The 25,209-nt window shown below is 55.2% G+C and carries 21 protein-coding genes; 8 read left to right on the top strand and 13 right to left on the bottom strand.

Going from position 1 to position 25,209, the window contains the following annotated elements; all coding sequences use genetic code 11:
• Position 1 precedes the first annotated feature (1 nt).
• The 5 genes from Q3Y66_RS10265 to Q3Y66_RS10245 all read right to left on the bottom strand — a co-directional run bounded on the left by Q3Y66_RS10265 (position 2) and on the right by Q3Y66_RS10245 (position 5,725).
• Positions 2–826, bottom strand: a complete 825-nt coding sequence (locus Q3Y66_RS10265) for an ABC transporter ATP-binding protein (protein WP_008956887.1) — start codon at positions 824–826, stop codon at positions 2–4.
• The gene (locus Q3Y66_RS10260) at positions 826–1,947 is read right to left on the bottom strand and encodes an ABC transporter permease (protein WP_008956888.1); all 1,122 of its coding nucleotides are present in this window, start codon (positions 1,945–1,947) and stop codon (positions 826–828) included. The genes Q3Y66_RS10265 and Q3Y66_RS10260 overlap by 1 nt, the downstream gene beginning before the upstream one ends.
• A 94-nt stretch (positions 1,948–2,041) precedes the next feature.
• Positions 2,042–2,863 carry an IclR family transcriptional regulator gene (locus Q3Y66_RS10255; protein WP_008956889.1) on the bottom strand — a complete coding sequence of 274 codons (822 nt, stop codon included), beginning with the start codon at positions 2,861–2,863 and terminating at the stop codon, positions 2,042–2,044.
• 102 nt (positions 2,864–2,965) lie between these two features.
• Entirely contained in the window at positions 2,966–4,174 is a 1,209-nt protein-coding gene (locus Q3Y66_RS10250) for a 3-oxoadipyl-CoA thiolase (protein WP_008956890.1), read from the bottom strand.
• 27 nt (positions 4,175–4,201) lie between these two features.
• On the bottom strand, positions 4,202–5,725 hold the full coding sequence (locus tag Q3Y66_RS10245; RefSeq protein ID WP_008956891.1) for a 3-hydroxyacyl-CoA dehydrogenase: 1,524 nt from the start codon (positions 5,723–5,725) through the stop codon (positions 4,202–4,204).
• A gap of 219 nt (positions 5,726–5,944) precedes the next feature.
• Here Q3Y66_RS10245 and Q3Y66_RS10240 point away from each other — a divergent pair, with 219 nt between their 5' ends.
• The 7 genes from Q3Y66_RS10240 to Q3Y66_RS10210 all read left to right on the top strand — a co-directional run bounded on the left by Q3Y66_RS10240 (position 5,945) and on the right by Q3Y66_RS10210 (position 13,469).
• Positions 5,945–7,096: an acyl-CoA dehydrogenase family protein gene (locus tag Q3Y66_RS10240; protein WP_008956892.1), complete on the top strand. Its 1,152-nt coding sequence runs from the start codon at positions 5,945–5,947 to the stop codon at positions 7,094–7,096.
• A complete protein-coding gene (locus Q3Y66_RS10235; protein ID WP_008956893.1) occupies positions 7,096–8,697 on the top strand; it encodes a class I adenylate-forming enzyme family protein in 1,602 nt (533 codons plus the stop codon). Before Q3Y66_RS10240 ends, Q3Y66_RS10235 begins: the two co-directional genes overlap by 1 nt.
• Positions 8,694–9,149: a PaaI family thioesterase gene (locus Q3Y66_RS10230; protein WP_008956894.1), complete on the top strand. Its 456-nt coding sequence runs from the start codon at positions 8,694–8,696 to the stop codon at positions 9,147–9,149. Before Q3Y66_RS10235 ends, Q3Y66_RS10230 begins: the two co-directional genes overlap by 4 nt.
• Entirely contained in the window at positions 9,146–10,534 is a 1,389-nt protein-coding gene (locus Q3Y66_RS10225) for a hypothetical protein (protein WP_008956895.1), read from the top strand. Before Q3Y66_RS10230 ends, Q3Y66_RS10225 begins: the two co-directional genes overlap by 4 nt.
• A 149-nt stretch (positions 10,535–10,683) precedes the next feature.
• On the top strand, positions 10,684–11,445 hold the full coding sequence (locus Q3Y66_RS10220) for an electron transfer flavoprotein subunit beta/FixA family protein (protein ID WP_008956896.1): 762 nt from the start codon (positions 10,684–10,686) through the stop codon (positions 11,443–11,445).
• A gap of 42 nt (positions 11,446–11,487) precedes the next feature.
• Positions 11,488–12,426, top strand: a complete 939-nt coding sequence (locus tag Q3Y66_RS10215; protein WP_008956897.1) for an electron transfer flavoprotein subunit alpha/FixB family protein — start codon at positions 11,488–11,490, stop codon at positions 12,424–12,426.
• A gap of 83 nt (positions 12,427–12,509) precedes the next feature.
• Positions 12,510–13,469, top strand: a complete 960-nt coding sequence (locus tag Q3Y66_RS10210; RefSeq protein WP_008956898.1) for a nitronate monooxygenase family protein — start codon at positions 12,510–12,512, stop codon at positions 13,467–13,469.
• Here the strand turns inward: Q3Y66_RS10210 and Q3Y66_RS10205 are convergent.
• From Q3Y66_RS10205 to Q3Y66_RS10170, 8 genes are all read right to left on the bottom strand, one after another.
• Positions 13,451–14,230 (bottom strand): enoyl-CoA hydratase/isomerase family protein, encoded by a 780-nt coding sequence (locus tag Q3Y66_RS10205; protein ID WP_008956899.1) that lies wholly within the window; start codon positions 14,228–14,230, stop codon positions 13,451–13,453. The two genes, Q3Y66_RS10210 and Q3Y66_RS10205, sit on opposite strands and share 19 nt — an antisense overlap.
• Before the next feature lie 10 nt (positions 14,231–14,240).
• A complete protein-coding gene (locus tag Q3Y66_RS10200) occupies positions 14,241–15,359 on the bottom strand; it encodes an acyl-CoA dehydrogenase family protein (protein WP_008956900.1) in 1,119 nt (372 codons plus the stop codon).
• Between the two features lie 10 nt (positions 15,360–15,369).
• Positions 15,370–16,563 (bottom strand): acyl-CoA dehydrogenase family protein, encoded by a 1,194-nt coding sequence (locus Q3Y66_RS10195; RefSeq protein ID WP_008956901.1) that lies wholly within the window; start codon positions 16,561–16,563, stop codon positions 15,370–15,372.
• Positions 16,564–16,565: 2 nt separating this feature from the next.
• Entirely contained in the window at positions 16,566–17,981 is a 1,416-nt protein-coding gene (locus Q3Y66_RS10190; protein ID WP_008956902.1) for an enoyl-CoA hydratase/isomerase family protein, read from the bottom strand.
• A 200-nt stretch (positions 17,982–18,181) separates the two neighbouring features.
• Positions 18,182–19,327, bottom strand: a complete 1,146-nt coding sequence (locus Q3Y66_RS10185; protein WP_008956903.1) for a TAXI family TRAP transporter solute-binding subunit — start codon at positions 19,325–19,327, stop codon at positions 18,182–18,184.
• A gap of 31 nt (positions 19,328–19,358) precedes the next feature.
• On the bottom strand, positions 19,359–21,365 hold the full coding sequence (locus Q3Y66_RS10180) for a TRAP transporter fused permease subunit (RefSeq protein WP_008956904.1): 2,007 nt from the start codon (positions 21,363–21,365) through the stop codon (positions 19,359–19,361).
• A 50-nt stretch (positions 21,366–21,415) separates the two neighbouring features.
• Positions 21,416–22,576, bottom strand: a complete 1,161-nt coding sequence (locus Q3Y66_RS10175) for a TAXI family TRAP transporter solute-binding subunit (protein WP_008956905.1) — start codon at positions 22,574–22,576, stop codon at positions 21,416–21,418.
• Positions 22,577–22,798: 222 nt separating this feature from the next.
• A complete protein-coding gene (locus Q3Y66_RS10170) occupies positions 22,799–24,499 on the bottom strand; it encodes a SulP family inorganic anion transporter (RefSeq protein ID WP_008956906.1) in 1,701 nt (566 codons plus the stop codon).
• Positions 24,500–24,744: 245 nt separating this feature from the next.
• On the opposite strand from Q3Y66_RS10170, the gene Q3Y66_RS20960 reads away from it, so the two are divergent.
• On the top strand, positions 24,745–25,182 hold the full coding sequence (locus tag Q3Y66_RS20960; protein ID WP_008956907.1) for a hypothetical protein: 438 nt from the start codon (positions 24,745–24,747) through the stop codon (positions 25,180–25,182).
• The last annotated feature ends 27 nt before the right edge of the window (positions 25,183–25,209 follow it).

The following is a 25,209-nucleotide window of genomic DNA, read 5'->3' as shown; positions in this document are numbered from 1 at the left end:
CTCACTCCTGAGTGTAAGCATTCGTTGAAGAGGCGGTATGAGCACGCTGAGCGGCTCGACCGCGCGGCCCGTGAAAGTAGTCTTGAACCCACTCGTCGTCGGTGTCCGCCACTTTATCAATGGTATCTACGACTAATACGCGTTTCTGCGAGAGCACGGCAACCCGATCACAGGCGGCGTAGAGCGTATCCAGGTCATGGGTCACCAGGAAAACGCTGAACCCCAGTGCATTGCGCAGGGTTACCAGTAATTGATCGAAGGCCGCAGCGCCGATAGGGTCAAGCCCAGCGGTAGGCTCATCGAGAAAAAGAATGTCAGGATCAAGCGCTAAGGCGCGAGCCAAGGCTGCTCGTTTGACCATGCCCCCAGACAGTGACTCGGGAAATTGCAGTGCTGCTTGAGGAGGGAGGCCGACCAGTGAAAGTTTCACCCTGGCAAGATGCTCGGCGTCTTCACGGGGTAGCTTGGCGTGCTCAATTAGCGGAAGAGCAATATTCTCTTGTAAGCTCAATGAGCTAAATAGCGCACCCCGTTGGAATAACACACCAAAGCGGCGCTCAATATGACTACGCTCTTTTTCGCTGAGCTCGTTAAGCGTGGTGCCAAGGACTTCTACCGTGCCGCCATTGGGGCGTTTTAAGCCGACAATACTGCGCAAAAGCACCGATTTACCGGTACCTGAACCGCCCACGACGCCCAGAATTTCGCCGCGCTCAAGGGTCAGATCCAAGTCTTCGTGAACGACATGGGTGCCGAAGCTGTTGACCAATCCCCGTACCTTAATAACGGGTTGGTTGTTTGACTCTATGGATTTATCTGAATGCATCACCAGCCCATCTCCATGAAGAATAGTGCGGCGAGAGCATCAATCAGAATCACCATAAAAATCGACTGTACGACGCTAGAGGTTGTATGAGCGCCCACGGATTGGGCGCTGCCGCTAACCTTAAAGCCTTCCAGGCAGCCAATAACGGCAATCACAAATGCAAACACCGGGGCTTTGCTAAGGCCTACTAAAAAGTGTGTCACCGATACGTCTTTTTGCAGCGTGTTCATAAACTGGGCAATGGAAATATCTAACGATAAGGTGGCGACCATGGCACCGCCTGCCAAACCGCTGAGCATTCCTACAAATGCCAGCATGGGGAGGCTAATTAACATCGCCATTACCCGAGGCAGCACCAAAAGCTCGATAGGGTCTAGCCCTTGCGCTTGAAGAGCATCGATCTCTTCGTTGGATTTCATGGCACCAATCTGGGCTGTAAAGGCGCTGGCGGTTCGGCCAGCTAACAGTATGGCGGCAAGAAGAACGCCGAATTCACGTAGAAAAGAGAACGCCACAAGGTCGATGGTATACACCGTGGCTCCAAAGTCCTGCAACACGGTAGCGCCTAAAAAAGCCACCACGGCACCCACCATAAACGTCAGCAGGGCGACGATGGGTACCGCATTAAGACCGCTCTGTTGAACATGGGCCACCGTGGCGGTCACTCGCCAACGGCTTGGCCGTAAAATCAGTTGGAATAGGGTAGCAATGACCAGACCAATAAAGGCCAGTAGCTGGCACTGCTGGGACCAAAGCCCCACCATTTGTTTGCCTACGGTGGCAACCGCTTGGCTGATGCGTGAATAAGAGGGCGTTTCAACTTCAAGCGGCGCTTCCATTGCCTCGGCAATACGCACAAGCAGAGCCTGTTGCTCTGTTGGCAGCTCACTCGCCCATTCAGCCACTTTTTGCGCTTTTGCAACGCCGATAAGCTCAATAATAAGCACGGCACCGGCGGTATCAAGGCGCGTAATCGCGGCTAAGGAGACCGTTTCATGCGCCGCCTTATCAGACTCACGTTGAGCCTCGGTTTGGGCTTTAATATCGCGATAATTGGCAAGCGTCCACTCGCCTTTTAGCGCTAACGTTTGATCATGGCGCGCAATCCACTCGCTTGGCATCCCCACTCCTTGGCGCTAATAATATTAATGCGCTGGTTTAGAGGAGTATGATGCATTCAAACGAGCGTTAGTTAAAGCTTTCCTAAGGTGGTGCCTACCTTGTAGATCGATATCTGGGCGCCAATTCCTGCTTTATCTGATTGGCAACTTCTTTGAGACGCGGGCCGAGGTTATTCACCAACCGGTCGTGATCCAAACGAAGGCTCGATCCACCGCAATTTATCGCCATCACTTCCGCACCGTCCTCCAGTATCAGTGGCATCGCTACGGCGCTGATATCGCGCTGCCAGTCTTGCTCTGAAAGACAAAAGCCGTATTGCGCATAGTCGAGCAAGCTTTGTTTGATACCTTTTTCATATTGCGGCCACTCCTTTCCATATACGCCAGCCAGTTCATTGAGTACCTGTTGGCGGCGTTCGTCAGATAAGCCGCAAAGCCAAGCACGTCCAATTGCTGAGGTGGCAATGGGCAAGCGTGAGCCAGCATCTAAACGAATGATCAGAGGGCCATGGCCGTGGCAGGTTTCCAAATACACCATATCGCTGCGGTCGGCGCCGCCCAGGCTAACGTTGCAGTCGGTGGCATCGGCGAATTTCTGCAGATGCGGGCGGGCAATTTCACGAATGCCCATGTTGGCGAGAAAACGATACCCCAAGGCTAAGACACCTGGTCCAAGGCGGTATTTTTCCAGATGGGTGTTGTGCTGCAAATAGCCGAGCTGGGTAAGGGTATAGGTTAACCTTGAAACCGTGGGGCGGGGGATATTCGTTCGGTTGGAGAGTTCGGCATTGCCTAGATACTCTTCACCAGCGCCAAAGGCGCGCAGCAACTCTAAACCGCGCGCGAGCGCGGTCACAAAGTTACGATCTTTTCCTGGCAGCTGTGGGTCGTCAGCATCAGTGTCAGTGGGGTGCATTCAGTGTCCCAACAATTGGTGGCTTATCGCGCCCAGTATCGCATATCTACTTAGGCGCAGCTGTTATGCCCATCAACGAAAAGGTGGCGGTTTGAAATTAACTCAGCCGTCCAGGCGCTCAATAATGGTGGCGATACCCTGACCCACACCAATGCACATAGTGACTAATGCGTAGCGGCCGCCGGTGGCTTCAAGCTGACGCAGTGCCGTTAGGGCCAGGCGTGCCCCTGAAGCACCCAGCGGATGGCCGATGGCGATTGCACCACCATTGGCGTTCAGGCGTGGGTCATCGACAGAAAGCCCCAACTGCTGCACGCAGCCAAGCACCTGAACAGCAAAGGCTTCATTAATTTCGATAACGTCCATTTGCTCAAGGGTAAGGCCCGCACGTGCAAGTGCTTTTTGCGAAGCAGGAACCGGTCCCAAGCCCATCACGCGTGGCGCAACTCCGGCAACGGCGCTGGCGACAATGCGCGCGCGGGGCGTTAAGCCCACACGCTCGCCAGCAGCCTGGGTGCCAACAATCAGCGCCGCGGCGCCGTCATTCAGGCCTGAGGCATTACCGGCGGTGACGACACCGCCTTCAAACAGGGCACCCAGTTGGGCCAGCTTGTCTTGGGTGCTTTGGGGGCGTGGGTGTTCATCTTTATCTACCAATAGTGGCGGCTGCTTGCGTCCTTGGGGAACCTCAACGCCAAACATCTCATCGCCGTAAAAACCGGCGGCCAGCGCTTGGGCATAGCGGGCTTGGGAGCGGGCGGCAAAAGCATCGCTGGCCTCACGGTCAATGTTGAGGTCGTGGGCTATGTTGTCGGCGGTTTCCGGCATGCTGTGGCTGCCGTACTCTTTGGCAATCCAGGGGTTGGGAAAGCGTGAGCCAATCACTGTATCGTACATCGGCTGATTGCGAGCGTAAGGGGAGTCCGCTTTGCCCAATACATAGGGCGCACGGGACATGGACTCCACACCACCCGCGAGAAATAGCTCGCCTTCGCCCAGCCGCGTTGCCCGAGCGGCATCCATCATCGCTGCTAAGCCACTACCGCAAAGTCTGTTCACGGTTTGTCCCGCTACTTCGATAGGGAGGCCAGCCAAAAGCGCACCATGGCGAGCCACGTTACGGGAATCTTCACCTGCCTGGTTAGTACACCCCGCCAACACCTCTTCATAGCTTTCTGGCGCAAAGGGATTACGGGCTACCAGTGCTTTAAGCGTTAAGCCAAGTAGTTCATCAGGTCGAATAGCCGCTAAACTGCCGCCGTGGCGACCAAACGGGGTGCGTAAACCGTCGTAAATATAGGCGTCTTGCATGGTGGTGCTCCTTGTTATTGGTGGGCGTTAAGCAGCGGTTAGCGGCATTTGCAGTGCGGCACGGCGGCGCAACCAGGGGCTTGGCCGATAGCGTGGGTCGCCTGTGGCATCAAGTAGGTTGGTCAGTATTGTCATAATGCGTGTGGCGCCGTAATGGTCGCCCATGCGCAGAGGACCGAAAGGGTAGCCCAAGCCAAGCTCAACCGCCCGGTCAATAGTGGCGGGAGCGGCGACACCCTGCTGGGCAATGTCGGCACCGACGTTAACGATGCAGGCAATAACGCGCTGCAGAACGAAGCCGTTACTGTCTTGAAGCGTGCTCACCGGCGTACCATCGTGATTGAGCAGGCTTTGCGCTGCCTGAATGAAAGTTGATTGAGTCACCGGTGTGGCCATTAGGCTGCGACGTTTATCAAGCCCAGCCAGCATATCCACCGCCACGCACTGCTTGGCGTCTAGCCCCTGGCGGAGTGCGCAGCTAGTAGCATCTTCTCCAAAGGGAGTAAGCAGGCAGAGGGCTTGTTCAGTAGGCTGCGCGTCGATCTCTAACGGCCAGCCAGCCGCGTTCACTAGCGCGGCTAACGCGTTGGCGCTTTCAGGGGCGTCCTGGCTGATCCATATTGGGCAAGGTGAAGCAGAAGCGATGGCAGGTTCATCCGGTATCTGTTGCTTGCCTTCTATATAGCGGTAAAAGCCTTCGCCGGTTTTGCGACCGAGCAAGCCTGCGGCCAGGCGTTGCCGCGTTAACGGTGAAGGGCGAAAGCGCGCCTCCTCATAATACTGGTGATAAACCGACTCCATTACCGCGTGGGAAACATCCAACCCGGTCAGATCGAGCAGCGTAAAGGGTCCCATTCGGAACCCGCCTTGATCGACCATGATTCGGTCAATGGTGGCTGGGTCGGTAACGCTTTCCCCTAAAATGCGCAGCGCTTCGGTACCGAAGGCACGCCCGGCATGGTTAACCAGAAACCCAGGTGTGTCGGTGGTCTGGGCAGTAAAGTGGCCCATGGCTCCGCCTAAGGCATTAACCCGTTGGGTAACGTCCTCTGCCGTGCGCAGGCCAGGAATAACCTCGGCAATTTTCATCAGCGGCACGGGGTTGAAAAAGTGAAAGCCGATCACCCGCTCCGGATGCTGGCAGGTAGCGGCAATGGCCGTGACTGAGAGGGAAGAGGTATTGGTCGCCAATACGGTCTGCTGGCTGACGATGGCTTCTAAATCGCTAAATAGCCCCTGCTTTGCCTCCAGTTTCTCAACAATCGCTTCGACGACAATATCGCAGGGGGCGAGGGAGTTAAGCTCACCTGCTTCAATCAACCGCTGGCCATAGTGCTGTGCTTGTTCGTTAGTGATGCGCTGCTTTTCAGCGCTTCGCTGCCATAGGCCATTTATAAACGTTTTGGCTTCTTGTACAGCACCCTCCTTCACATCGAACAGCATGACGTCGAGGCCTGCTTGGGCGGCCAACTGCGCGATACCGCGACCCATGGCGCCAGTGCCGACAATACCAAGCGTGGTGAAAGGCGAAGGTGTTGGTTCATTAGCCATACGCTAAATCCTCTCTGCAAATGGGGGGCTTTATGCATTGTAATTCTGCATTGCAAAATGGTGTTTCAATTATTGACTGCCATCCTAGGCTATGCAAAAGTGCCTGACAAGAATAGTGGACAATAGTTTTGCTATGCAAAATATGCGCACTGTCCACGCTTAGCGCTACTTCTAATGATAAAACGCTAATGATAAAAACTGTTGCCACCAGGAGCCTTCATGATTCGCGATCCCGAATTAATTAACCAGCTTGTCGACACCATCGCCCGTTTTGTCCGTGAGCGCCTAATTCCCAATGAGGCACGGTTAGCCGAAGAGGATGCGGTGCCCCCGGAAATTCTTGCGGAAATGAAAGAGATGGGACTTTTCGGGCTATCGATTCCAGAGGAGTACGGCGGCCTAGGCCTGACCATGGAAGAAGAAGCGCTGGTGGCGATGGAGATTGGCAAAACATCTCCCGCCTTTCGCTCAGTGTTTGGCACCAACAACGGCATTGGTGCCCAGGGTATTTTGATTGATGGTACTTGCGAGCAGAAAGCCAAGTATGTGCCGCGTTTGGCCACAGGTGAGATTCTTAGCTCGTTTTGCCTCACCGAGCCAGATTCAGGCTCCGACGCTGCCAGTCTGCGTACGACGGCGGTGCGTGATGGCGATCACTATATTTTGAATGGTACCAAACGCTACATCACCAATGGCCCAGAAGCCGACCTGTTCACCGTAATGGCGCGCACTGACCCCGCTAATAAAGGCGCGGGCGGCATCTCAGCCTTTATTGTGGAAGGCGATACTCCTGGGTTAATCCGTGGGCCAGCGGATAACAAGATGGGGCAGAAGGGCGCCCATACCTGTGACATTATTTTCGACAACTGCCGAGTGCCCGCTGAAAATATTATTGGTGGTAAAGAGGGCCAAGGCTTTAAAACGGCAATGAAAGTACTAGATCGCGGGCGACTACATATTTCAGCGGTCTGCGTTGGTGTGGCCGAGCGCTTGGTGGAAGAGTCACTGCGCTACACCATGGAGCGTAAGCAGTTTGGCGCCGCGCTTGCCGAGCACCAATTGATTCAAGCCATGCTGGCGGATAGTAAAACTGAAGCCTATGCAGGCAAAACCATGGTGATGGATGCTGCACGACGCAAAGATGACGGTGAAAATGTCTCAACACTGGCTTCTTGCTGCAAGCTGTTCTGCGCTGAAATGGTTGGCCGTGTGGCTGACCGCGCGGTACAGGTGCATGGCGGTGCGGGATACATGTCCGAGTACGCGGTTGAGCGGTTTTATCGTGATGTGCGGCTATTCCGCATTTACGAAGGCACCACCCAGATTCAGCAAATCGTTATTGCCCGGAATATGGTGCGGGAGGCGTCCTAATGGCTTTGTCGGTTCCCTACCAAGCACCGGACGAAAATATTTTTGGCCGCCTTGCCAGTGAGCTGGTGGCTGAACTTCCTGACCGGCTCAGTACCCGTGTGCTTGAAAATGCTAAACGTTTGGCTGAGCAGCCCGCCATTGTGGATGGCAATGTACGCTGGAGCTATGCGGAGCTTGGCCAGGAAATAGCCGCCGCCTGTGAGTGGTTAGGCGCAATGGGTATTCGCCCAGGCGATCGCATTATGACAGTGAGTGAAAACTGCCGTGCCCTGGTTGTCCTGCTGCTTGCTGCCAGCGAATTGGATGTATGGGTAGCGATTGTCAATTCTCGCCTCTCAGCACAGGAAGTTGATCTGATTCAGGGTAATTGCCTGCCTCGCCGCGTGTTCTATACCTGCGATGCCTCACCAGAGGCGTGTCAGCACGCCGAGCGTAACGCCGCTGACCGATACCAGCATCCTCAGTTGGGTGGGCTGGCGCTTTCACCGCTGTTTGAGAGTGAGCCCGAGCCAGTGTTCGCAAACGGTACCGAACAGGTCGCGGCAATGATCTACACCTCAGGCACTACCGGCACGCCTAAAGGGGTAATGCTGACCCACCGTGGGATTCTTTATATCGCTTCGATTTCAGGTGGCATGCGCCACTTGAGTGAAGGGCAGCGGGTGTATGGCGTGCTGCCAATGTCCCATGTGTTTGGTCTTTCATCTGTCTGTATGGGATCGCTATACAACGGTGCCTGCCTATATACCGTGCCGCGTTTTGATGCCGCCCAACTGCTGGCAACACTCAAGCAAGAGCGAATTACCGTTCTCCAGGGCGTGCCCGCGATGTATGCCCGCGCGCTGGAGTTTTTAAAGCGCGAACAGCTGCCGTTAGAAGCGCCTGAGCTGATTTATATCTCCGCAGGTGGTTCACCGCTAGATAGCGATACCAAGGTTCGGGTGGAGACAGCCTTTGGCCTGACGCTGCATAACGGCTACGGCTTAACCGAGGCTAGCCCTACCATCAGCCAAACGCGTATTGATGACCGCCACACCAACAGTACCGTGGGTCGCGTGTTGCCTCTGCTGGAGTATCGCTTAGAGCCCCTTAGTGACAGCGGCACTTCCGTGCAGCCCGGTGACGAGGTGGGTGAGCTGTGGGTGCGGGGGCCTAATATTATGAAGGGTTACTTCCGCCAGCCGGAAGCGACCCGTGCCACCCTAACTGAAGACGGCTGGCTTAATACTGGCGATATCGCCAAGCTCGATCACGATGATCAGCTTTATATCGTCGGACGCAGTAAAGAGCTAATTATCCGCTCAGGATTCAATATCTATCCGCCTGATGTGGAAGCGGTGATTAATGAACATCCTGCCGTCACGCTAACCGCCGTTGTGGGTCGTCAAATCGCTGGAAATGAAGAAGTAGTGGCGTTTGTGCAGTGCGAGCCTGGCGTTGAGGTTGATATGGCGGAGCTCAAAGCGTTTATCGCTGAGCGGCTTGCGCCCTACAAACGGCCCACCCAAATCGTATTAATGGACACATTACCATCCACCGCCAGCGGCAAAATACTAAAAGGGCGGCTGCGGGATTTGGCGCAGCAGGAGAGCGCTTCATGAGCCAATCGGAGTCGTCTCAACAAGCGCTTATGGGCTATCACGAGCTGCTGGGTATGCACGTAGTTGAGTGGCAGCAAGACCGTGCCGTGGTTGAACTCACCATAGAGTCAAAACACCTTAACCGCAGCGGCAATGTTCACGGCGGCGTATTGGCGTCGATGTTGGATAGTGCCTTGAGCTTGGCAGGCCTGCACTGTGATGTACCGGGCAATATTCGCCGGGGGATGACGCTCTCACTAACCACTACCTTTGTTGGGCCTGCCAGGCAAGGTGTGCTGCGGGCAACGGGTACGCTGCGCGGTGGCGGTCAGAAAACCTATATGACCAGCGGTGAGATTGTCGATGACAAGGGCAACTTAGTCGCGATGGGTGAGGGATCCTTTCGCCGTCGCAGTGGTAGTGAGTCGGCTGAGGGCTTTCCGGAAAACAAACCAAGGGAGCCCGCTGAGTGAACCCAGCCCGCCTGCGGGTCTCTTTGTTACTACTGGTCACCCTGGCAACGCTGTTTCATCTGGTGATCGGTAGTCTGTTATGGCAGGCAGTCGGCATTACGGCGCTGCTGCTCTATTTATCAATGTTGGCGGGCCAGCTAACGCGGATGGCTAAAGGGTTACTGCTAGTAGCCCTTATACTATCGCTGCTCGCGCTTTGGCGTTCGCCTAACCCTGGCCAGTTACTGTTTGACGCCAGCGGCCGTTTTGCGTTTTTTGCTACCTTCGTGGTCGCGCTGAGCATGCTGCGCTTACCTGCCTATCGCTCACGTTTAGTGCGCCGCTGCGGAAAAAGCATGCTGCTTCAGCCGCCCAGCCGTCGTTATCCTATTTTATCGTTAGGCTCGGCGCTGTTTGGTATCATTCTCAACATTGGCGTGCTAAATCTGTTTGCCGCCATGATTGAGAAAAGCAATACCTTAGGTGCAGCTCAAGGGCGCGTTTGGGTGCGTGAGGCTCGCCAAAGGCGCATGATGCTGGCGCTGCTGCGCGGGTTTTCTCTGGCACCGCTGATTTCCCCCATGGGCATTGGGGTGGCGGTGGTGCTTTCGAGCCTTCCTCAGGTCTCCTGGCTACAGCTTGCGCCGTATATTTTGGGCGCAGCGGCACTTATTTTTCTAGCGGGTTGGGCCATTGATTTTCTCACCGGGCCACACCCCCCAGCCAATAAAACCCAGGCAATGACACCCTCGTTACGACCATTGGCCCAGTTTAGCGTTCTGCTAATGGGAATTGTGGCGCTGGTGTTTAGTATTGCTTGGCTATTGGAACTGCGCTTACCTATTGCCGCGCTGTTCGGTGCACCTACGGGAGCGGTGATTTGGCTGGCCTGGCAACGGCGCAGGCTTGGATATGCGGGTTTACCCGCAGCGGTTAACGCGATACATCGTCAGTTGCCGTGGCTGCTGTCGCCTAGTGCCAATGAGATTGTGGTGTTAGGGGCGGCGGGCTACTTGGGACATTTATGCGTCGGGTTAGTCGATACCCAGCAGTTGGCACCGCTACTCACTGTGTTAAACCAGTGGGGCGCCTTTAATGCCGTGCTGGCCATGCTGATGGTGGTGGGGCTGGCCCAAGTAGGCGTTAACCCTATCGTGACGGTAACGCTGCTAGTCGGCCTGTTGCCGCAGTTAGCCATTGAGGGACTAACGCCACCCCTCATTGGCTCGTCGCTTATGGTCGGCTGGGCGCTAGCGCTGATGTCATCACCCATGACGGCATCAATGCTGATTTTATCCCGATTTACCGGTATACCCGCGACGCACATTGGCTACCGCTGGAACGGCCGGTTCTTGTTAGCTTCGATTCCGCTATTGGCTGCGTGGTTTATGTGGACGCCTGTTTAAGACCCCGCGAGAGAGTAAGCGCTTGACCTTTAGCGAGCATTTTTCTATTGTGTTTTTATAAAGTGAAATAATGTTTTGCTATGCGGAATAAATAGCGATATATCCAATAGAATCGATAGTTGTCTAGTTACGCAATTGGAGTACGCCTTATGAAAATCCTCGTCGCGGTGAAACGCGTCATCGACTACAACGTCAAAATCCGCGTTAAGGCGGATCATTCTGACGTCGATCTGACCAACGTCAAAATGGCCATGAACCCCTTCTGCGAAATTGCCGTGGAAGAGGCGGTGCGCCTGAAAGAGAAGGGCGTGGCGACGGAAGTCGTGGTCGTCACCGTGGGGCCCAAAGCCGCCCAGGAGCAGTTGCGCACTGCGCTGGCGCTGGGGGCCGACCGTGCCCTCCATATTGAAACCGATGAACGCGCCGAATCACTGGCCGTCGCCAAGTTGCTGGCCAAAGTGGTCGAGGAAGAGCAGCCCGGCCTGGTCATCCTGGGCAAGCAGGCCATCGACACCGACAACAACCAGACCGGCCAAATGCTCGCCGCGCTGACTGGCCTGCCCCAAGGCACCTTTGCCTCAGAAGTCACAATTAGTGGCGACGGAAGTGATAAAAAGCTCAACGTTACCCGGGAAATCGACGGCGGTCTGCAAACCATCGCCCTGACGCTGCCCGCGATTGTGACCACCGACCTGCGCTTGAATGAGCCCCGCTACGCCAAGCTCCCCGACATCATGAAGGCCAAGAAAAAACCGCTGGAGGTGAAAACCCCCGCCGATTATGGCATCGACGTCGCCTCCAAGGTCAGCCTGCTCAAAGTGGAATCCCCCGCTGAGCGCAAGGGCGGTATTAAAGTCGCCTCGGTCGATGAGCTGATCGATAAACTCAAAAACGAAGCCAAAGTTCTTTAAGACAAGTACTTTGCTACAAGCGCTTTGAAAGGAGCTGATTCCATGAGCATTCTGGTACTTGCCGATTTACACGAAGGCCACCTGGCCGGCGCCACGGCCCACGTTGTGGCGGCCGCGAAACTGATTCAAAAATATAGTGGTGGTGATATTGACGTTCTCGTCGCCGGTGAAAGTGTTCAAGCTGCGGCCGACGCCGCCGCCAAACTCGACGGCGTGAGCAAAGTGCGCGTCGCGGATAACGCTGTCTACGCCCATCAACTCGCCGAGCCCATGGGCGCGCTGCTGGTCGAACTGGCTGATGGCTACACCCACGTACTCGCCAGCGCCTCCACCACCGGCAAAAACGTCCTACCGCGCCTGGCCGCGCTAAAAGACGTCAGCCAGCTATCGGACGTGTTGGGTGTCGAAAGTGCCGATACCTTCCTGCGCCCGATTTACGCCGGTAACGCCATTGCAACGGTGAAAAGTGATGATGCGCTGAAAGTGATCACCATTCGTACCACCGGCTTTGATGCCGTCGGTGAAAGCGGCAGCGCCACGATTGAAGCGGTGGATTTTGTCGCCGACAACAGCCAGTCCAGTTTTGTCAAAGAAGAGCTGGCGAAGTCTGACCGCCCCGAACTGGGCGGCGCCAAGGTGGTGATCTCCGGCGGCCGCGGCATGGGCAACGGCGAGAACTTTAAGCTGCTGGATGGCATTGCTGACAAGCTGGGCGCCGCCATTGGTGCCTCCCGCGCCGCCGTCGACGCAGGTTTTGTTCCCAACGACATGCAGGTCGGCCAGACCGGCAAGATCGTCGCCCCGGACCTGTATATCGCCGTGGGTATCTCGGGTGCCATCCAGCACCTGGCGGGCATGAAAGACTCCAAGGTGATCGTCGCGATCAACAAAGACGACGAAGCGCCGATCTTTCAGGTGGCCGATTATGGCTTGGTAGGCGATCTGTTCGAGATCCTGCCGGAGCTTGAGAGCAAACTGTAAAAACATTGATAAGCAGTTCACAAAAGGCCCCGAAAGGGGCTTTTTGCGGTATTTCATCACAATAACAACCAGCGAGTTGCCCCATGCTAACGCGCCTAACCGCCTCGTTAACCCTGCCGGTGATCGGCTCCCCCATGTTTATCGTCTCCGGGCCTGAGCTGGTGATTGCCCAGTGCCAAGCAGGCATTATCGGTGCGTTTCCAGCATTAAACGCTCGACCCGCCGAAGCGCTCCGTGATTGGCTACAGCGTATTACCCAAACCTTGGCCGACTATGACGAGCAGCACCCGGATAAACCCTCAGCGCCCTTTGCGGTTAATCAAATTGTTCACCCCACCAACGATCGACTGGAGCACGATGTCGCGCTATGTGCCGAGTTCAAGGTGCCGCTGGTGATTACCAGTCTGCATGCGCCTAATCGAGTGGTTGAGCAGGTGCATGCCTACGGTGGGCTGGTTTTCCATGATGTCACCACGCTGCGACATGCCAAGAAAGCGATCGATGCGGGAGTGGATGGCTTGATATTGGTGTGCCATGGCGCAGGTGGCCATGCCGGGCGGCTAAACCCCTTTGCGTTTGTGGCTGAAGTGCGCCGATTTTACGACGGCCCGCTGGTGCTGGCGGGGGCGATCACCAAAGGTGAACAAATCGTTGCCGCCCAGGCGTTAGGAGTGGATCTGGTATATATGGGCACGCGCTTTATTGCCACCAAAGAGGCAAACGCCCAATCGGCTTATAAGCAGATGGTGCTGGACGCGAAGGCGGGGGACATTGTCTATACCAATCTGTTTACCGGGGTACACGGCAACTATCTGCGGCAAAGTATTGAGCAGGCGGGGTTAGACCCTGATGCGCTGCCTGAAGGCGATAAAGCCTCTATGCGCTATGGCTCAGGTGGTAGCAGTAGGGCAAAAGCCTGGCGGGATATATGGGGTGCAGGGCAGGGCGTGGGGGGTATTGCCTCGCTTAATAGCGTGGCCGAAGAAGTGACCACGCTACACGCAGATTACCAGAAAGCACTGGGTCATTTGCGTCGGCTTTGACGAAACGCCGCAACCCGCGCTTGAAAGTCTTCAGACGCTTTGCACTGATCTTGAAGCTTTCCCTCTAATTGCATCGTGTCATTTAGCGAGCGTTGCGCCGCTTCACGCAAAGCGTGTTTGGTGGCGCTTATGGCCTGGGGGGATTGCGTTACTAGCGTTTGCGCCAACGAACGAGCGTCATCTAGTACCCGGTTATCATCGACGACTCGGTTAGCCAAACTGAGTGCCACGCATCGTTCGGAAGTGATTGGTGTCGCTAGCGCCGCCATCTCAAACGCCTGTGCGTGTCCAAGCTTACGCACAAGATGCCAACAGGCGCCGCCGTCGGGGATGAGCCCTATGTTAATAAAGGCAAGTTTCAGATAGGCGGAGTGGCCCATTATCACCATATCACTGGCGAGAACGTAGGAAACACCAATACCGGCAGCAGCACCGCTGACCGCCGCAATCACCGGCTTATTCATCGTCATTAAACTGCGCAGGGCGGGTAGAAAAAGCGTCTCTAAACGCTCGCTGGCAGGTTGGGAAGTCGCCTTTTCAAACTCCGCCAAGTCAGCGCCAGCACAAAACGCACTACCTTCACCGCGCAGAATGACACAGCGTATCTGTTTATTGGCGGCCACTTCCTGTAACGCTTTATTGAGCGCCAGAGCGGTAGCTTCATTTAGCGCATTACGCACCTCTGGGCGCGTAATGCTTACCTCTACAATGCCATTATCAATTGCGCTGACATGTATTAATTCGCGGGAGTGGTCTGGCATTGAGTCCTCTTTAGGCGACGCGTAACAAATCGCTGACCGTTTCAAGATGGTAGTCGCTGTCGCCCAGGTAGTGATCAAACATGACCAGATGCTTAGCGTAATTAGCGACATAGCACTCTTCAGTCATCCCCATCGCCCCATGAAGCTGAATTGCCTGCTCGGCAATAAAACGCGCCGACTCGCCGCAGTACGCCTTGGCCGCCGCGATTTTATAATCTCTCTCGCTGGCAGGCAGTGTAAGACTGGTGGCGGCAAGAATTGCCATCGAGCGGGACTGCTCAAGGTGCAGGTGCATATCCACCATACGGTGCTGGAGTGCCTGGAAGGTGGCGAGCGGCAGCCCAAACTGCTTGCGCTCTTTTAGGTAGGCGAGGGTTTGGTCGCAGGCCTCTTCCATTGCGCCGAGGGCTTGGGCACACAGTGCAGCGCGGCCTAGTGCCAGCACCTCGGCCAGTGCGTCACTGACATCGTCGCTCAGACAGTTTTCTACCGTTAGCGTAACGTTTTCCAGGGTGAGGTCACCGGCAGGCTGATCATCGATAGTCCGATAGAGGTGCGTAGATATGCCAGGAGCATTTGTGGGCACAATGAATAGCCCTAGTTTGCCGTTATCTAACCGAGCTGTGACCAGCGTTGCAGCGGCGGCTTGTAGGTTCAGTACCACATCTTTTCTGCCATTTAACTGCCACTGGCCGTCTCGCTGGGTGGCCTGAGTAGAGATGGCAAAGGCATCGTAACGGGCGCTGTGCTCCTGCCAGGCAAATGCTAACTGATGTTCGCCTTCAAGCAGGGGGGTTAGCCAGCGCGTTTGCTGTACGCCGTTGGCGGTGAGTGCCAGCAGTTGGCCGGGTAGCACCAGGCCTGCAAGGTAGGCCTCTGGCACCAGACCGTGTCCTAGAGCCTGCATAATGATCATCAGGTCGGTACCGTCGCCGCCTAGACCACCTACATCTTCGCTGAAGGGCATATGCAACAAGCCCAGCTCGGCAAAGGTGCGCCATAGTGCAGAATCACCGTTTGGAGTAGCGGCCAGCATAGCGCGGCGCTGCTCGGGGGAAACCTGATCAGCCACCAAGCGGGTGAGCGTCTCTTCGAGCATGCGCTGCTCGTCAGTTAAAGCAAAATCCATGGTGACCCCCTTACATACCTAAAATGGTTTTAGCGACGATGCTTTTTTGTATTTCATTCGCGCCACCATAAATCGACAGCTTGCGGCGATTGAAGTACTGGGCGCTAGCAGCAGCGCTTTGGGCGCGTTCTTCGTCCAGGCTGTCATCGCCATGCAGGAACTCAGGAAAGAACGGTAGCGCGGCGGGGCCAAGAGCGCGGCGGGTGATTTCGCTTAGCTCTTGGCGAAGCTCTGAACCGCGCACTTTAAGAAGCGAGCTCTCTGCCCCGGGCACGCCGCCATCACGGGCTGCGGCAATCACGCGAAGGTTGGTCACTTCCAGCGCCATTAGCTCAAGTTCCGCTTTTACTATCCGCTGGCGGAAGCTGGGCAGCTCTAGCAGCGGTTTGCCGCGATGTTGAATCCGGCTAGCCAGGGACTTCAAATGACGCAAGGCTTGCTTGGCGTGTCCAAGCCCTGCAATGCCCGTGCGTTCGTGGGTGAGCAGAAACTTAGCGCAGGTCCAGCCTTGGCCCTCTTCACCGACACGGTTCTCAACGGGTACGCGAACGTTGTCTAAAAATATTTCGTTAACTTCGTGGGCACCATCGAGCGTAATAATTGGCCGCACGGTAATGCCTGGGGTCTGCATATCGATCAGCAGAAAACTAATCCCCGCCTGCTTTTTGGCGTCCGGGTCGGTACGCACCAGACAGAACAGCATGTTGGCGTGCTGGCCCAACGTGGTCCATGTCTTCTGGCCATTGACGATATAGTGGTCACCTTCGCGCACGGCGCGGGTATTCAGACCCGCCAAATCAGATCCAGCACCCGGCTCTGAGTAGCCTTGGCACCACCAATCCTGGTTATTCAAAATGCGCGGCAGGTAGCGCTGCTTTTGCTCGGTGTTGCCGAATTTCATAATGACGGGGGCGACCATGTTGACGCCGAAAGGCACAACTGTTGGCGCGTGGGCCGCGGCGCACTCTTCATCAAATATATGACGTTGCACTGGGCCCCAGCCTGGGCCGCCATGCTCCTTTGGCCAGTTAGAGGCCAGCCAGCCCTGTTCGCTGAGAATGTTCTGCCAGCGCAGGTGATCATCGGCACGCAGGTGGCGCCCCAAGCGAACGCGTTCGCTGATATCACTTGGCAACGCCTCGGCCAGAAAACGTCTAGCCTCTGCGCGAAAAGTCTGCTCTTCGGAGCTAAAGGTGAGGTTCATGGTTATACATCCTTAGCAGTTAAGAGACTGGCTTGGCGGTGTGGTCCACCCAAATGGCGCGGGTAGCCGAGCGCTTCCACCGCGAGCAAATCAATATCACTCTCGCGGTAGCAGAAGCCCTGTTCCGCAATGCTGACACTCGCCTGTTCAAGCGCAGACTGTCTTTCACTGGCTGGCGCTTGTTGGATGGCAGTATGCATAGTGTTCAGCAAGCTTTGCTGTTGGCTGACGACGACGTTTAACCGCAGCGCTTTAAGAGTGAGCGCCGCTCGCTGTTGCGTCATCGCTTCGCCGTTTTTATTAACCAGTTCTACTATGCTGCTGTTTTCAGCAGTGATAAGGCTTAGCGCGGTATCGCTGGTGCTGCGGGTGCCAATCTCTTCCAGTGCAACAACAGGGCAATCCACATGGAAATCCATGGGTGTATCCGGCACCAGTAGGCAAAGTTCAGTGGTAGCGTTTGGCGCGGTGGTTATGTTAATTCCTGCCCGTTGCGCGGCTTTTTGCAGGCGTTCAAATAGCGGATGCTCACCGATTAGCGCCACGTCGGTAAAGGCAGCGGCGTTCTCAATGTTAGGCACTACATGGGGGCTGCGCGCGGCAAAAAAGAGATGAATAAGTCCTGCGCGCTGAGGAGAGTCCATACAGGCTAAAAACAGTTCCCGCTCACGGCGCAATCCGGCCTGAAAAGAATCAGTATTCACGCAGGCCTCAATCGCTTCGACAATGCGAAACGGCGAGAAAAGCTCGGGAGAGTCTTGATTCAGCCGTTCCAACATAGCAGTGATCGCTTGAGGATTGGCCGCCGGAGCTGGAAGCTGGCCGGTAATACGCGCCATTTTATTGTTTGAAAGTACTTCTTGGGCTGCAGCTAAACCCGCTTCAAGCGGCGTCGTGGCATCGCTAATGATGTCAATAATACCCGCCTCAAGCGCTTCTTCGGCGTCGACAAAGCGCCCGGTGGTTATCATCTCTAAGGCACGCTCGACCCCCACCAAGCGAGGCAATCGCTGTGTGCCGCCTGCGCCTGGCAGTAAACCAAGCTTCACTTCTGGAAGCCCAACGCGGGTGCCAGGCAATGCCACTCGGTAGTGGCAGCCTAGCGCTACTTCCAAACCGCCGCCCAGGGCCGTGCCATGAAGGGCGGCAATTAGTGGTTTCGGGCAGGCTTCCAGTTGTGTAATCACATCCGGGAGCAGAGGCGCTTGGGGAGGTTTACCAAACTCACGAATATCCGCCCCGGCAATAAAGGTGCGGCCATCGGCTAACACCACCAGCGCTTCCGCTTGCGTATCGGCGATACCTTCTTCAAGTGCGTTGACTAAGCCGCTACGCACGGCGTGACCCAAGGCATTAACCGGTGGGTTAGCGATCTGAATTACGCCTATATCACCGTGTCGCTGATAATGGACGGACATAGCCTGCTCCCGTGTTTCGCATGGTGAAATTAATGATTGTAAAATGAAATATTTGAATGGGACGATCATGGCGAAAGTCTTGCAATGAGTCAATATAGTAAAACTATATTCCGCATTGCAGAACTGTGTTAGTGCCACATTTAGTTACATCGTTGAGAGCAATTGTTGAAAGAAATTGCGTCAACGCTCAGTGGATGCTTTTAAAAAATAGGGTTCATATTGGCTGCTTCCAAAGCTGAACGGCGTTCAGACATCCAGCCGGATATAAACGCCTCTTCATCTTCAGGTGCATCTTCCTTGTAGCGTTCCCAGGTATCCATTAGTAAGGTTTGACGCTCAACCAGCGCGTTTTGATGCTCGTCCATTTCGTCCGTCCAGACGCCGGTATCCCGATAGTACTCCACCACTGCGTCGTGGAAAGGCACTACCCAGGTCATATTCTGGTTTTCCAGCGCATAGCCTCTGGCGCCTGGCGCGTTGTCTTTATAGTCGTCAAATGATTCGACCAATGTGGTGATCAGGCCTTGAACGGTTTCAGGAGCAAGGTCGGCATTGCTGACCATAACGGGGTACGGGTAGCTGGCGCTGGCGAGTGGTTGTTCGGCATCAATGCCTGCCCCTGAGGTTACGCTATGAGGCTGAAAGTAGGGTGCAACCTCAAGCATTTGTTGCCAGCCCGCTTCGTCTTCCGAAGGTAGTTCAGGCCATTGAAGGCCTCGAGGGCTGGCCGAAAGGCGTTGTGCTGCTGGTGTAACAGTTGTGGTGATTGCGGCATCGGCTCGGCCGCTGATAATGCCATCAAAGGCGGCGTTGTAGCCGGGGAAGTCCACCCGCTCAACGTCATCCCACGTTAGTCCGGCAAATGCTAGATATGCCTCGGCGGCTTTGTTTAGTGCATCGTCGCCCCGCAGGTAAGCCAGCCGCTTGCCTTCCAGATCAGCGATTGAATCAATCTCAACGTCACCCGCGACAGCCATGCCCAATCCAAAGGTGGCCATGGAGGTTGATATCACGCGGATAGGCTGCGGGCCCCAGTCGGGCCCGGCAAACATCATTACGCCCTCTGAACCGTAGTAGCTGGCGATACCGCAGGCGCATAGATCTACACGGCCGGTTTTTAACGGCGTCATCCGCATGGTGTCGTTTTCACCAGGGATAACGCGAGACTGGGTGCCGTGCTCTTGCTGGAGCAGTTGGCTAATTGCCATGATTTGCGCATGCCCGCTAGTACCCGTCCCATAGGCGGTCCAGTTCAGCGTGTTTGGCATAGCATTTACATGACCAGCGAGCATTACGCCTGCAGCCAAGCTGCTTATTGCGAGCGGGAATGTTGTTTTTATACGCATAAGGCTCCTCTTTGCTTATGTTGGTTAACAATTAGGCGCTGGTGGCCAGTGAACGCTGATGATATCGCTGGCTCAACCGAGCCAAGACAACCGCGGGTAGCAGCGCTGCAGCCGCCAAACCAATCAATTCCCACTGGCTAAGCGGTACCATTCCGCCGCCGGGTAGCGCCAGTAGCAGGCCTGCGATTAGTACCAGGGCGCGAATAATGATCTCCTGCAGTGCGCCGTAGCCAAGGCGCCCAACGCCCATCAGGTAGCCCTGCATGGCGGAGGCGAACAGGATGATGCCGATCACTGCTTGGATAAACACAGCCACAATGACGAGCGGCTCACCTTGCATAATCAGCGCAGGGTTGAGCACGAACAGGAAGGGAATAAAGTAGATAACGCTGCCTAGCCGCATCGCCTGCAGACCGGTGGCCATTGGGCGAGCTCCAGCCACGGTAGCGGCCGCAAAGGCGCCCAGTGCTACTGGTGGGGTAATAAAGCTCAGCATGCCCCAGTAAAGGATGAACATATGTACGGCCATGGGGTCCAGTCCGCCGCCCTGGATCAAGGCAGGTGCCAGCGCCACCGCTAGGAAAATATAGGCGGCGGTCACGGTCATGCCAATACCCAGTACGAAACTGGTCACGGCGCCCATCAGCAGCAATAGCGGCACACTACCGCCAGCAATGTTGATAAAGTCGTTGGCGATGGTGCCGGAAAGCCCGGTCATAGAGAGCGCACCGACCAGCATGCCCACGCCAGCCAAAATCGCGATAAGCTCGGCGAAGAGTTTGGCCGCTGAGGAAAGCGTATCGGCTACATCTTTCCAGCCCCAGCGGTTGTGCTTGGAGAGCTGATTGAGTACCAGTAACAGTGCAGTGGCGTAAAAGGGAGCTACGGCTTCGCGCTGCATAATCAATAGCATCCATACCAGTAGCGCGAAGACGAAAATAAAGTACCAGCCCTCTTTCAGTGTCTGCTTGATTGAAGGGAGCTCATGGACAGGTAAGCCCTTTATGTCATTGCGTGCCGCGTAAGCGTCAATCTGTATAAACAGACCCAAGAAATAGAGAATGGAAGGAATCACTGCGGCGAGTGCAATGGTGGAGTAGGGCACATCCAAAAACATTGCCATCACAAAGGCGGTGGCGCCCATCACCGGTGGCATTAACACACCGCCGGTTGAGGCGCAGGCTTCAACACCACCTGCAAAGGAGCGGCTCATACCGATACGGCGCATGGCGGGGATTGATAGCACACCAGTAGTCAGCACGTTGCTGATCACGCTGCCGCTCATCGAGCCCATTAGGCCGCTTGAGAAGATCGAGACTTTAGCAGGACCACCGCGCACATGACCCAAAAGGGCAAAGGCTAGATTGATAAAAAATTTGCCGCCGCCACTTTTTTGCAGCACCACACCAAAGACTAAAAAGCCTATTACCAGACCTGCAAAGGCCTGTAGCGGCACACCCATGATGCTTTCGGTGCTCATGGTGTGATACATAGCCGTTTCTTCAAGAGTCGAAGGAAACGCTTGAATAGGGCCGGGGACTATATCGGCCACCAGCGGATAGAGTGAGAACACACCGGCAATAATGGCAATCGGCAAACCACCTGCCCGGCGAGACGCCTCAATGATCAATAGCCAGAAAGCGTAACTGGCGTAAATTGCCAGATCCGGGGCAGCAAATGCCCAGCCGCGCTCAAGAATCGGCACGGCGTTATAAACAAAGTAGCCACCGACGATAAGCGTAGCGGCACTGAGTAGATAGTCGTACCAGGGAATAGGCTGCTCTTGCTGGCTGTTACGCATGGGCCAGAGCAGGAAAACAAGCGGTAGTAAGAGAGCGACGACCGCATAGTAGAACTGTGTTTCCAGGCCAGTCACGAAAGTAAGCCAGCCAATATTAAACAGGTAATCCAGGGTCATCAGCATCAAGACCACGGTGACTGCGGCCGGAATCCAGCGCAGAGCGGTGGGTAGCTGACGAATTTGGCTGATTTTTTCTTTAACCTGCTGAGTATTAGCAGGTGCGGTTTCTGTGGTCATTGGGACATCCGTCAATCAGCAAGGGGCGGCGAACGCCGCCCCGTGGAGTCTTACTCGAAGATCGGTTCGAAGCCGGCATCGTTTAATGCGGTGGCACGGGCTTCCATCCAGTCGGCAGTAAATGCTTCATCATCACTGGGCGCATCTTGCATAAAGTCTTCCCAAGCACTTAACAGCACGTTCTGACGCTCAACGAGATTGTCTTGATGCGCCTGCATTTCATCAGTCCACACATCGACCTCTTTGTAGTACTCCACGACTGCATCGTGAAACGGGACTACCCACTGCAGATCTTGTTGCTCTAGGGCATAGCCAAGTGCGCCTGGAGCATTGTCTTTATAGTCGTCAAAATTTTCCTGCATCGCTTTGATCAGACCATACGCGACGTTGTCTTCCAGATCCTGATTGGCCACTACGATGGGGTAAGGGTAGCTGGCGCTGGGCACTGGATTTTCAGCGCTAATACCGCCTGCGCCTGCGGTAACTTCATGAGGTCGGAAATAGGGTGCAACGGCCGCCATACGCTCCCAGCCTGCTTCATCTTCCGGGTCCAGCACTGGCCAGCTAATGCCGCGCGGACTGCTGGCAAGCTGCTGGGCGGGTGGTGTCACGGTGGTGGTGAACGAGGCGTCTACATCCCCGGCGATAATGCCGTCGAACGAGCGCCCGTAGCCGGGATAATCAACCCGCTCTACGTCGTCCCAGGTCAAACCGCCAAAAGCGAGATACGCCTCGGTGCCTTTATTAAGGGCATCATCACCGCGGATATAGGCGATACGTTTGCCTGCCAGATCAGCCGGCGTTTCAACTTCTAAGTCACCTGCGACCGCAAGTGATAGGCCAAATGAGGCTGTCGATGTAGTGATAACGCGTAACGGCTGAGGGCCCCAGTCGCGGTCAGCAAACATCATCACGCCTTCCGCGCCGTAGTAGCTGGCAATGCCGCAAGCGCAAAGATCAACTCGCCCCTGCTTGAGCGGTGTCATACGTGACACGTCGTTATCACCCGGCAGGATACGTACCGACGAGTCGTATTTATTTTGCAGCATGTTGCCAATGGCGACAGCTTGAGCGTAGCCACTAGAGTTGGTGCCGTAGGCGGTCCAGGCCATGGTGCTGGGTAGTTCCACCTCACTTGCATGGCTAATTGAAGCCCCGAGTAATGAGAGAGGTAGGGCGACAACGAGTAGGTGGTGAGCTAATGGACGCATTATGATGCTCCTTTATTGTGGTTGTGATGACGTTGGTAGTTACGTTCCGTTACTTTTTGTTTTGCTATGCGGTATTGTGTTTTGCAAAGTGGTCGGCTGATAGTAGAGAAGCCGCTGGGTAGCTGTCAATGCCGTTATCTGAAGCGACTCACGTTGTTAGTGAATAGATACAAAAAAGCCAGGCGATAGCCTGGCTTTTAAAGTGATAGTTTGATGAACGCGCTAGGAAAACTCTCGCCAAGCAGCGTAAGTACTCAGAAATACCCGTCCAGTTAGCGCATCCAGGAAGTCACTCTTTTTGAGCTGATCCATCACCGGGCCTTTAACTTCGGATAAATGCAGCTTCACATCGGAGTCTTTCAAACGTGCGTTGATCGCATCCAGGCTCTCGAGTGCAGAGGCATCGATCAGATTGACCGCTGAGCAGATTAGCACCACGTGTTCGAGCTCTGGATGGCTGGCGACGAGGTTATATACGGTATCTTCCAAGTAGCGGGCATTAGCAAAATAGAGGCTTTCATCTATTCGTAGCAGCGCCACGTTATTGACGGTTTCCACATCATGGCGGGTCGTGTTTCTAAAGTGTTCAGTGCCGGGGACGCGGCCTACCAAGGCGCTGTGGGGGCGGCTGGTACGGTAAAGAAATAGCGCAATTGAGAGAGTAACACCGCTGATAATACCCGCTTCGACGCCTTCGCACAGGGTGAGCACGATAGTCACCGCCATCGCAGCAAAATCGCTCCGGGAGTAGCGCCAGGTCTGACGCAGCATGGGGATATCCACGAGCGTTAAGATGGAAACGGTGATCGTCGCGGCTAGCGTCGCAATGGGTAGGTAATAGAGCCAGCCGGTAAATGACATAGTAACCAGAGCAATACCCAAAGCCGCAAAGGCGCCAGCGGCAGGGGTTTGGGCACCTGCGTCGTAGTTAATCACCGTGCGAGAAAGGCCGCCGGTTACCGGCATGCCACTTGATAAACCAGCGGCAAGGTTGCTGGCCCCCAGACCCACTAACTCCTGGTTCGGTGAAATGCGCTGGCGCCGTTTGGCGGCGAGCATTTGGCCCATGGAAACCGACTCCACAAAGCCGACCAGGCTAATCAGCAGCGCAGGAATCAATAAAGCCCGCCAGAGCGAATAGTCTCCCCAGGGAAAACTCAGCGCGGGCAAACCACTTGGGATATTGCCCACTACGGCAACGCCGGATTCCGCTAATTGCCAGTGCCACGTTATTAATGTGGTGATAACGACAGCGAATACCGGCCCTGCTTTGGCAACCAAGTCCGCTAAAGTAAGGGGAAAGCCTACTTTGTGCAGAGCGGTTTTACCGTGGCGTCGTAGCACAATCAAAAATAGGAGAGTGCCGCCGCCAATCAGTAAAGTGGGTAAGTGGTAGGTAGATAAATTGGGCACGAGTGTGATCAGGCGCTCCACAAGAGTGAAACCACTGCTTTCAATCCCCAGCAAGCTGCCAAGTTGACTAGCCGCGATCAAAATGCCCGATGCCGTTAAGAAGCCGGAGATAACCGGGTGACTTAGGAAGTTACTGAAAAAACCCATTTTAAGCAGGCCCATTACCACCAGCATGCCCCCGGAGAGTAGCGACAGTATTAGTGCAGCCTGTATATAGGTGTCGGTACCCGCCGGTGCCACCGACGAGAGAGCAGCTCCAGTCATAAGCGCGATTATTGCCACTGGCCCCACCGCCAGTGTTTTACTCGTCCCAAACAGGGTGTAAACCACTTGCGGCAGAATGCTGGCGTACAGCCCAACTACCGCAGGTAGCCCTGCCAACAGCGCATAGGCAAGCGACTGAGGGATGACCATCACCGTGACGATCAGTCCTGCCAAGAGGTCGGCCCCTAACAGTCGTTTATGATAGTGGGGGAGCCACATCAAAATGGGTAAATAGCGCTTTAGCATGGATTCCATAGGGTGTAGGAGTGTCAGGATAAAGAGAGTAAGGGATATTCTCATTCATTGCAGTGCTTATATTCATTTGCACGGCGCTAATCCAATGATGGCCAAGGGCTTATGCGCTTTCCGTCTTCCCCCAAAGTGCTACTTCTTTCATTAGCATAACCCGTTAAGATTAAGCACAAAGGAGAGTTAAACCTCCTTACTAATGCTGTTTGATACTCAACAACATCAATAAAAGAGTACTGCTCATGAGTGTACTGCTATTGCTGGTTCCAGTGCTGATGATGGCGTTGTCGGTTGGTCTTGCCGCTCTAGGCGGCGTTTGGATTCATGTCGCTCTGTTATGTGCCGCATTGGGGGGCGGTGCAATGCTGTTAACGGCTTTTGAGCGTGTATATCGCGCCGATCAGCGGCGCCTTGAGCAGTACCAGCGTGGCTTCAAATCTCTGCGTGATTACCGTTCGCTGCGCGCCATGGCCTACCGATTGATGAATCGCGCCAGCAGTACCGCGATTGCTTCGGCGGAAGTGTCCCACTACGCCGACCTAATGGACCAGCGCCTGACCCAGCAAGAGACCATGGTCCGAGAGGCTTCCACTAGCATGACGGCCATTAATGCGGCTATTATGCAGGTCAGTGCAAGCACCTGCCCACAATGCAGCTGTAAGCTGCGAGCCTACGGGTGACTACGCTCACGATCTCAAATACTGCCG

This window comes from Halomonas sp. HAL1 (genome assembly GCF_030544485.1).
Taxonomy (GTDB): Bacteria; Pseudomonadota; Gammaproteobacteria; order Pseudomonadales; family Halomonadaceae; genus Vreelandella; species Vreelandella arctica.
Note: the sequence above shows the minus strand (reverse complement) of the source record. Positions and strands in the feature narration are given on the sequence as shown.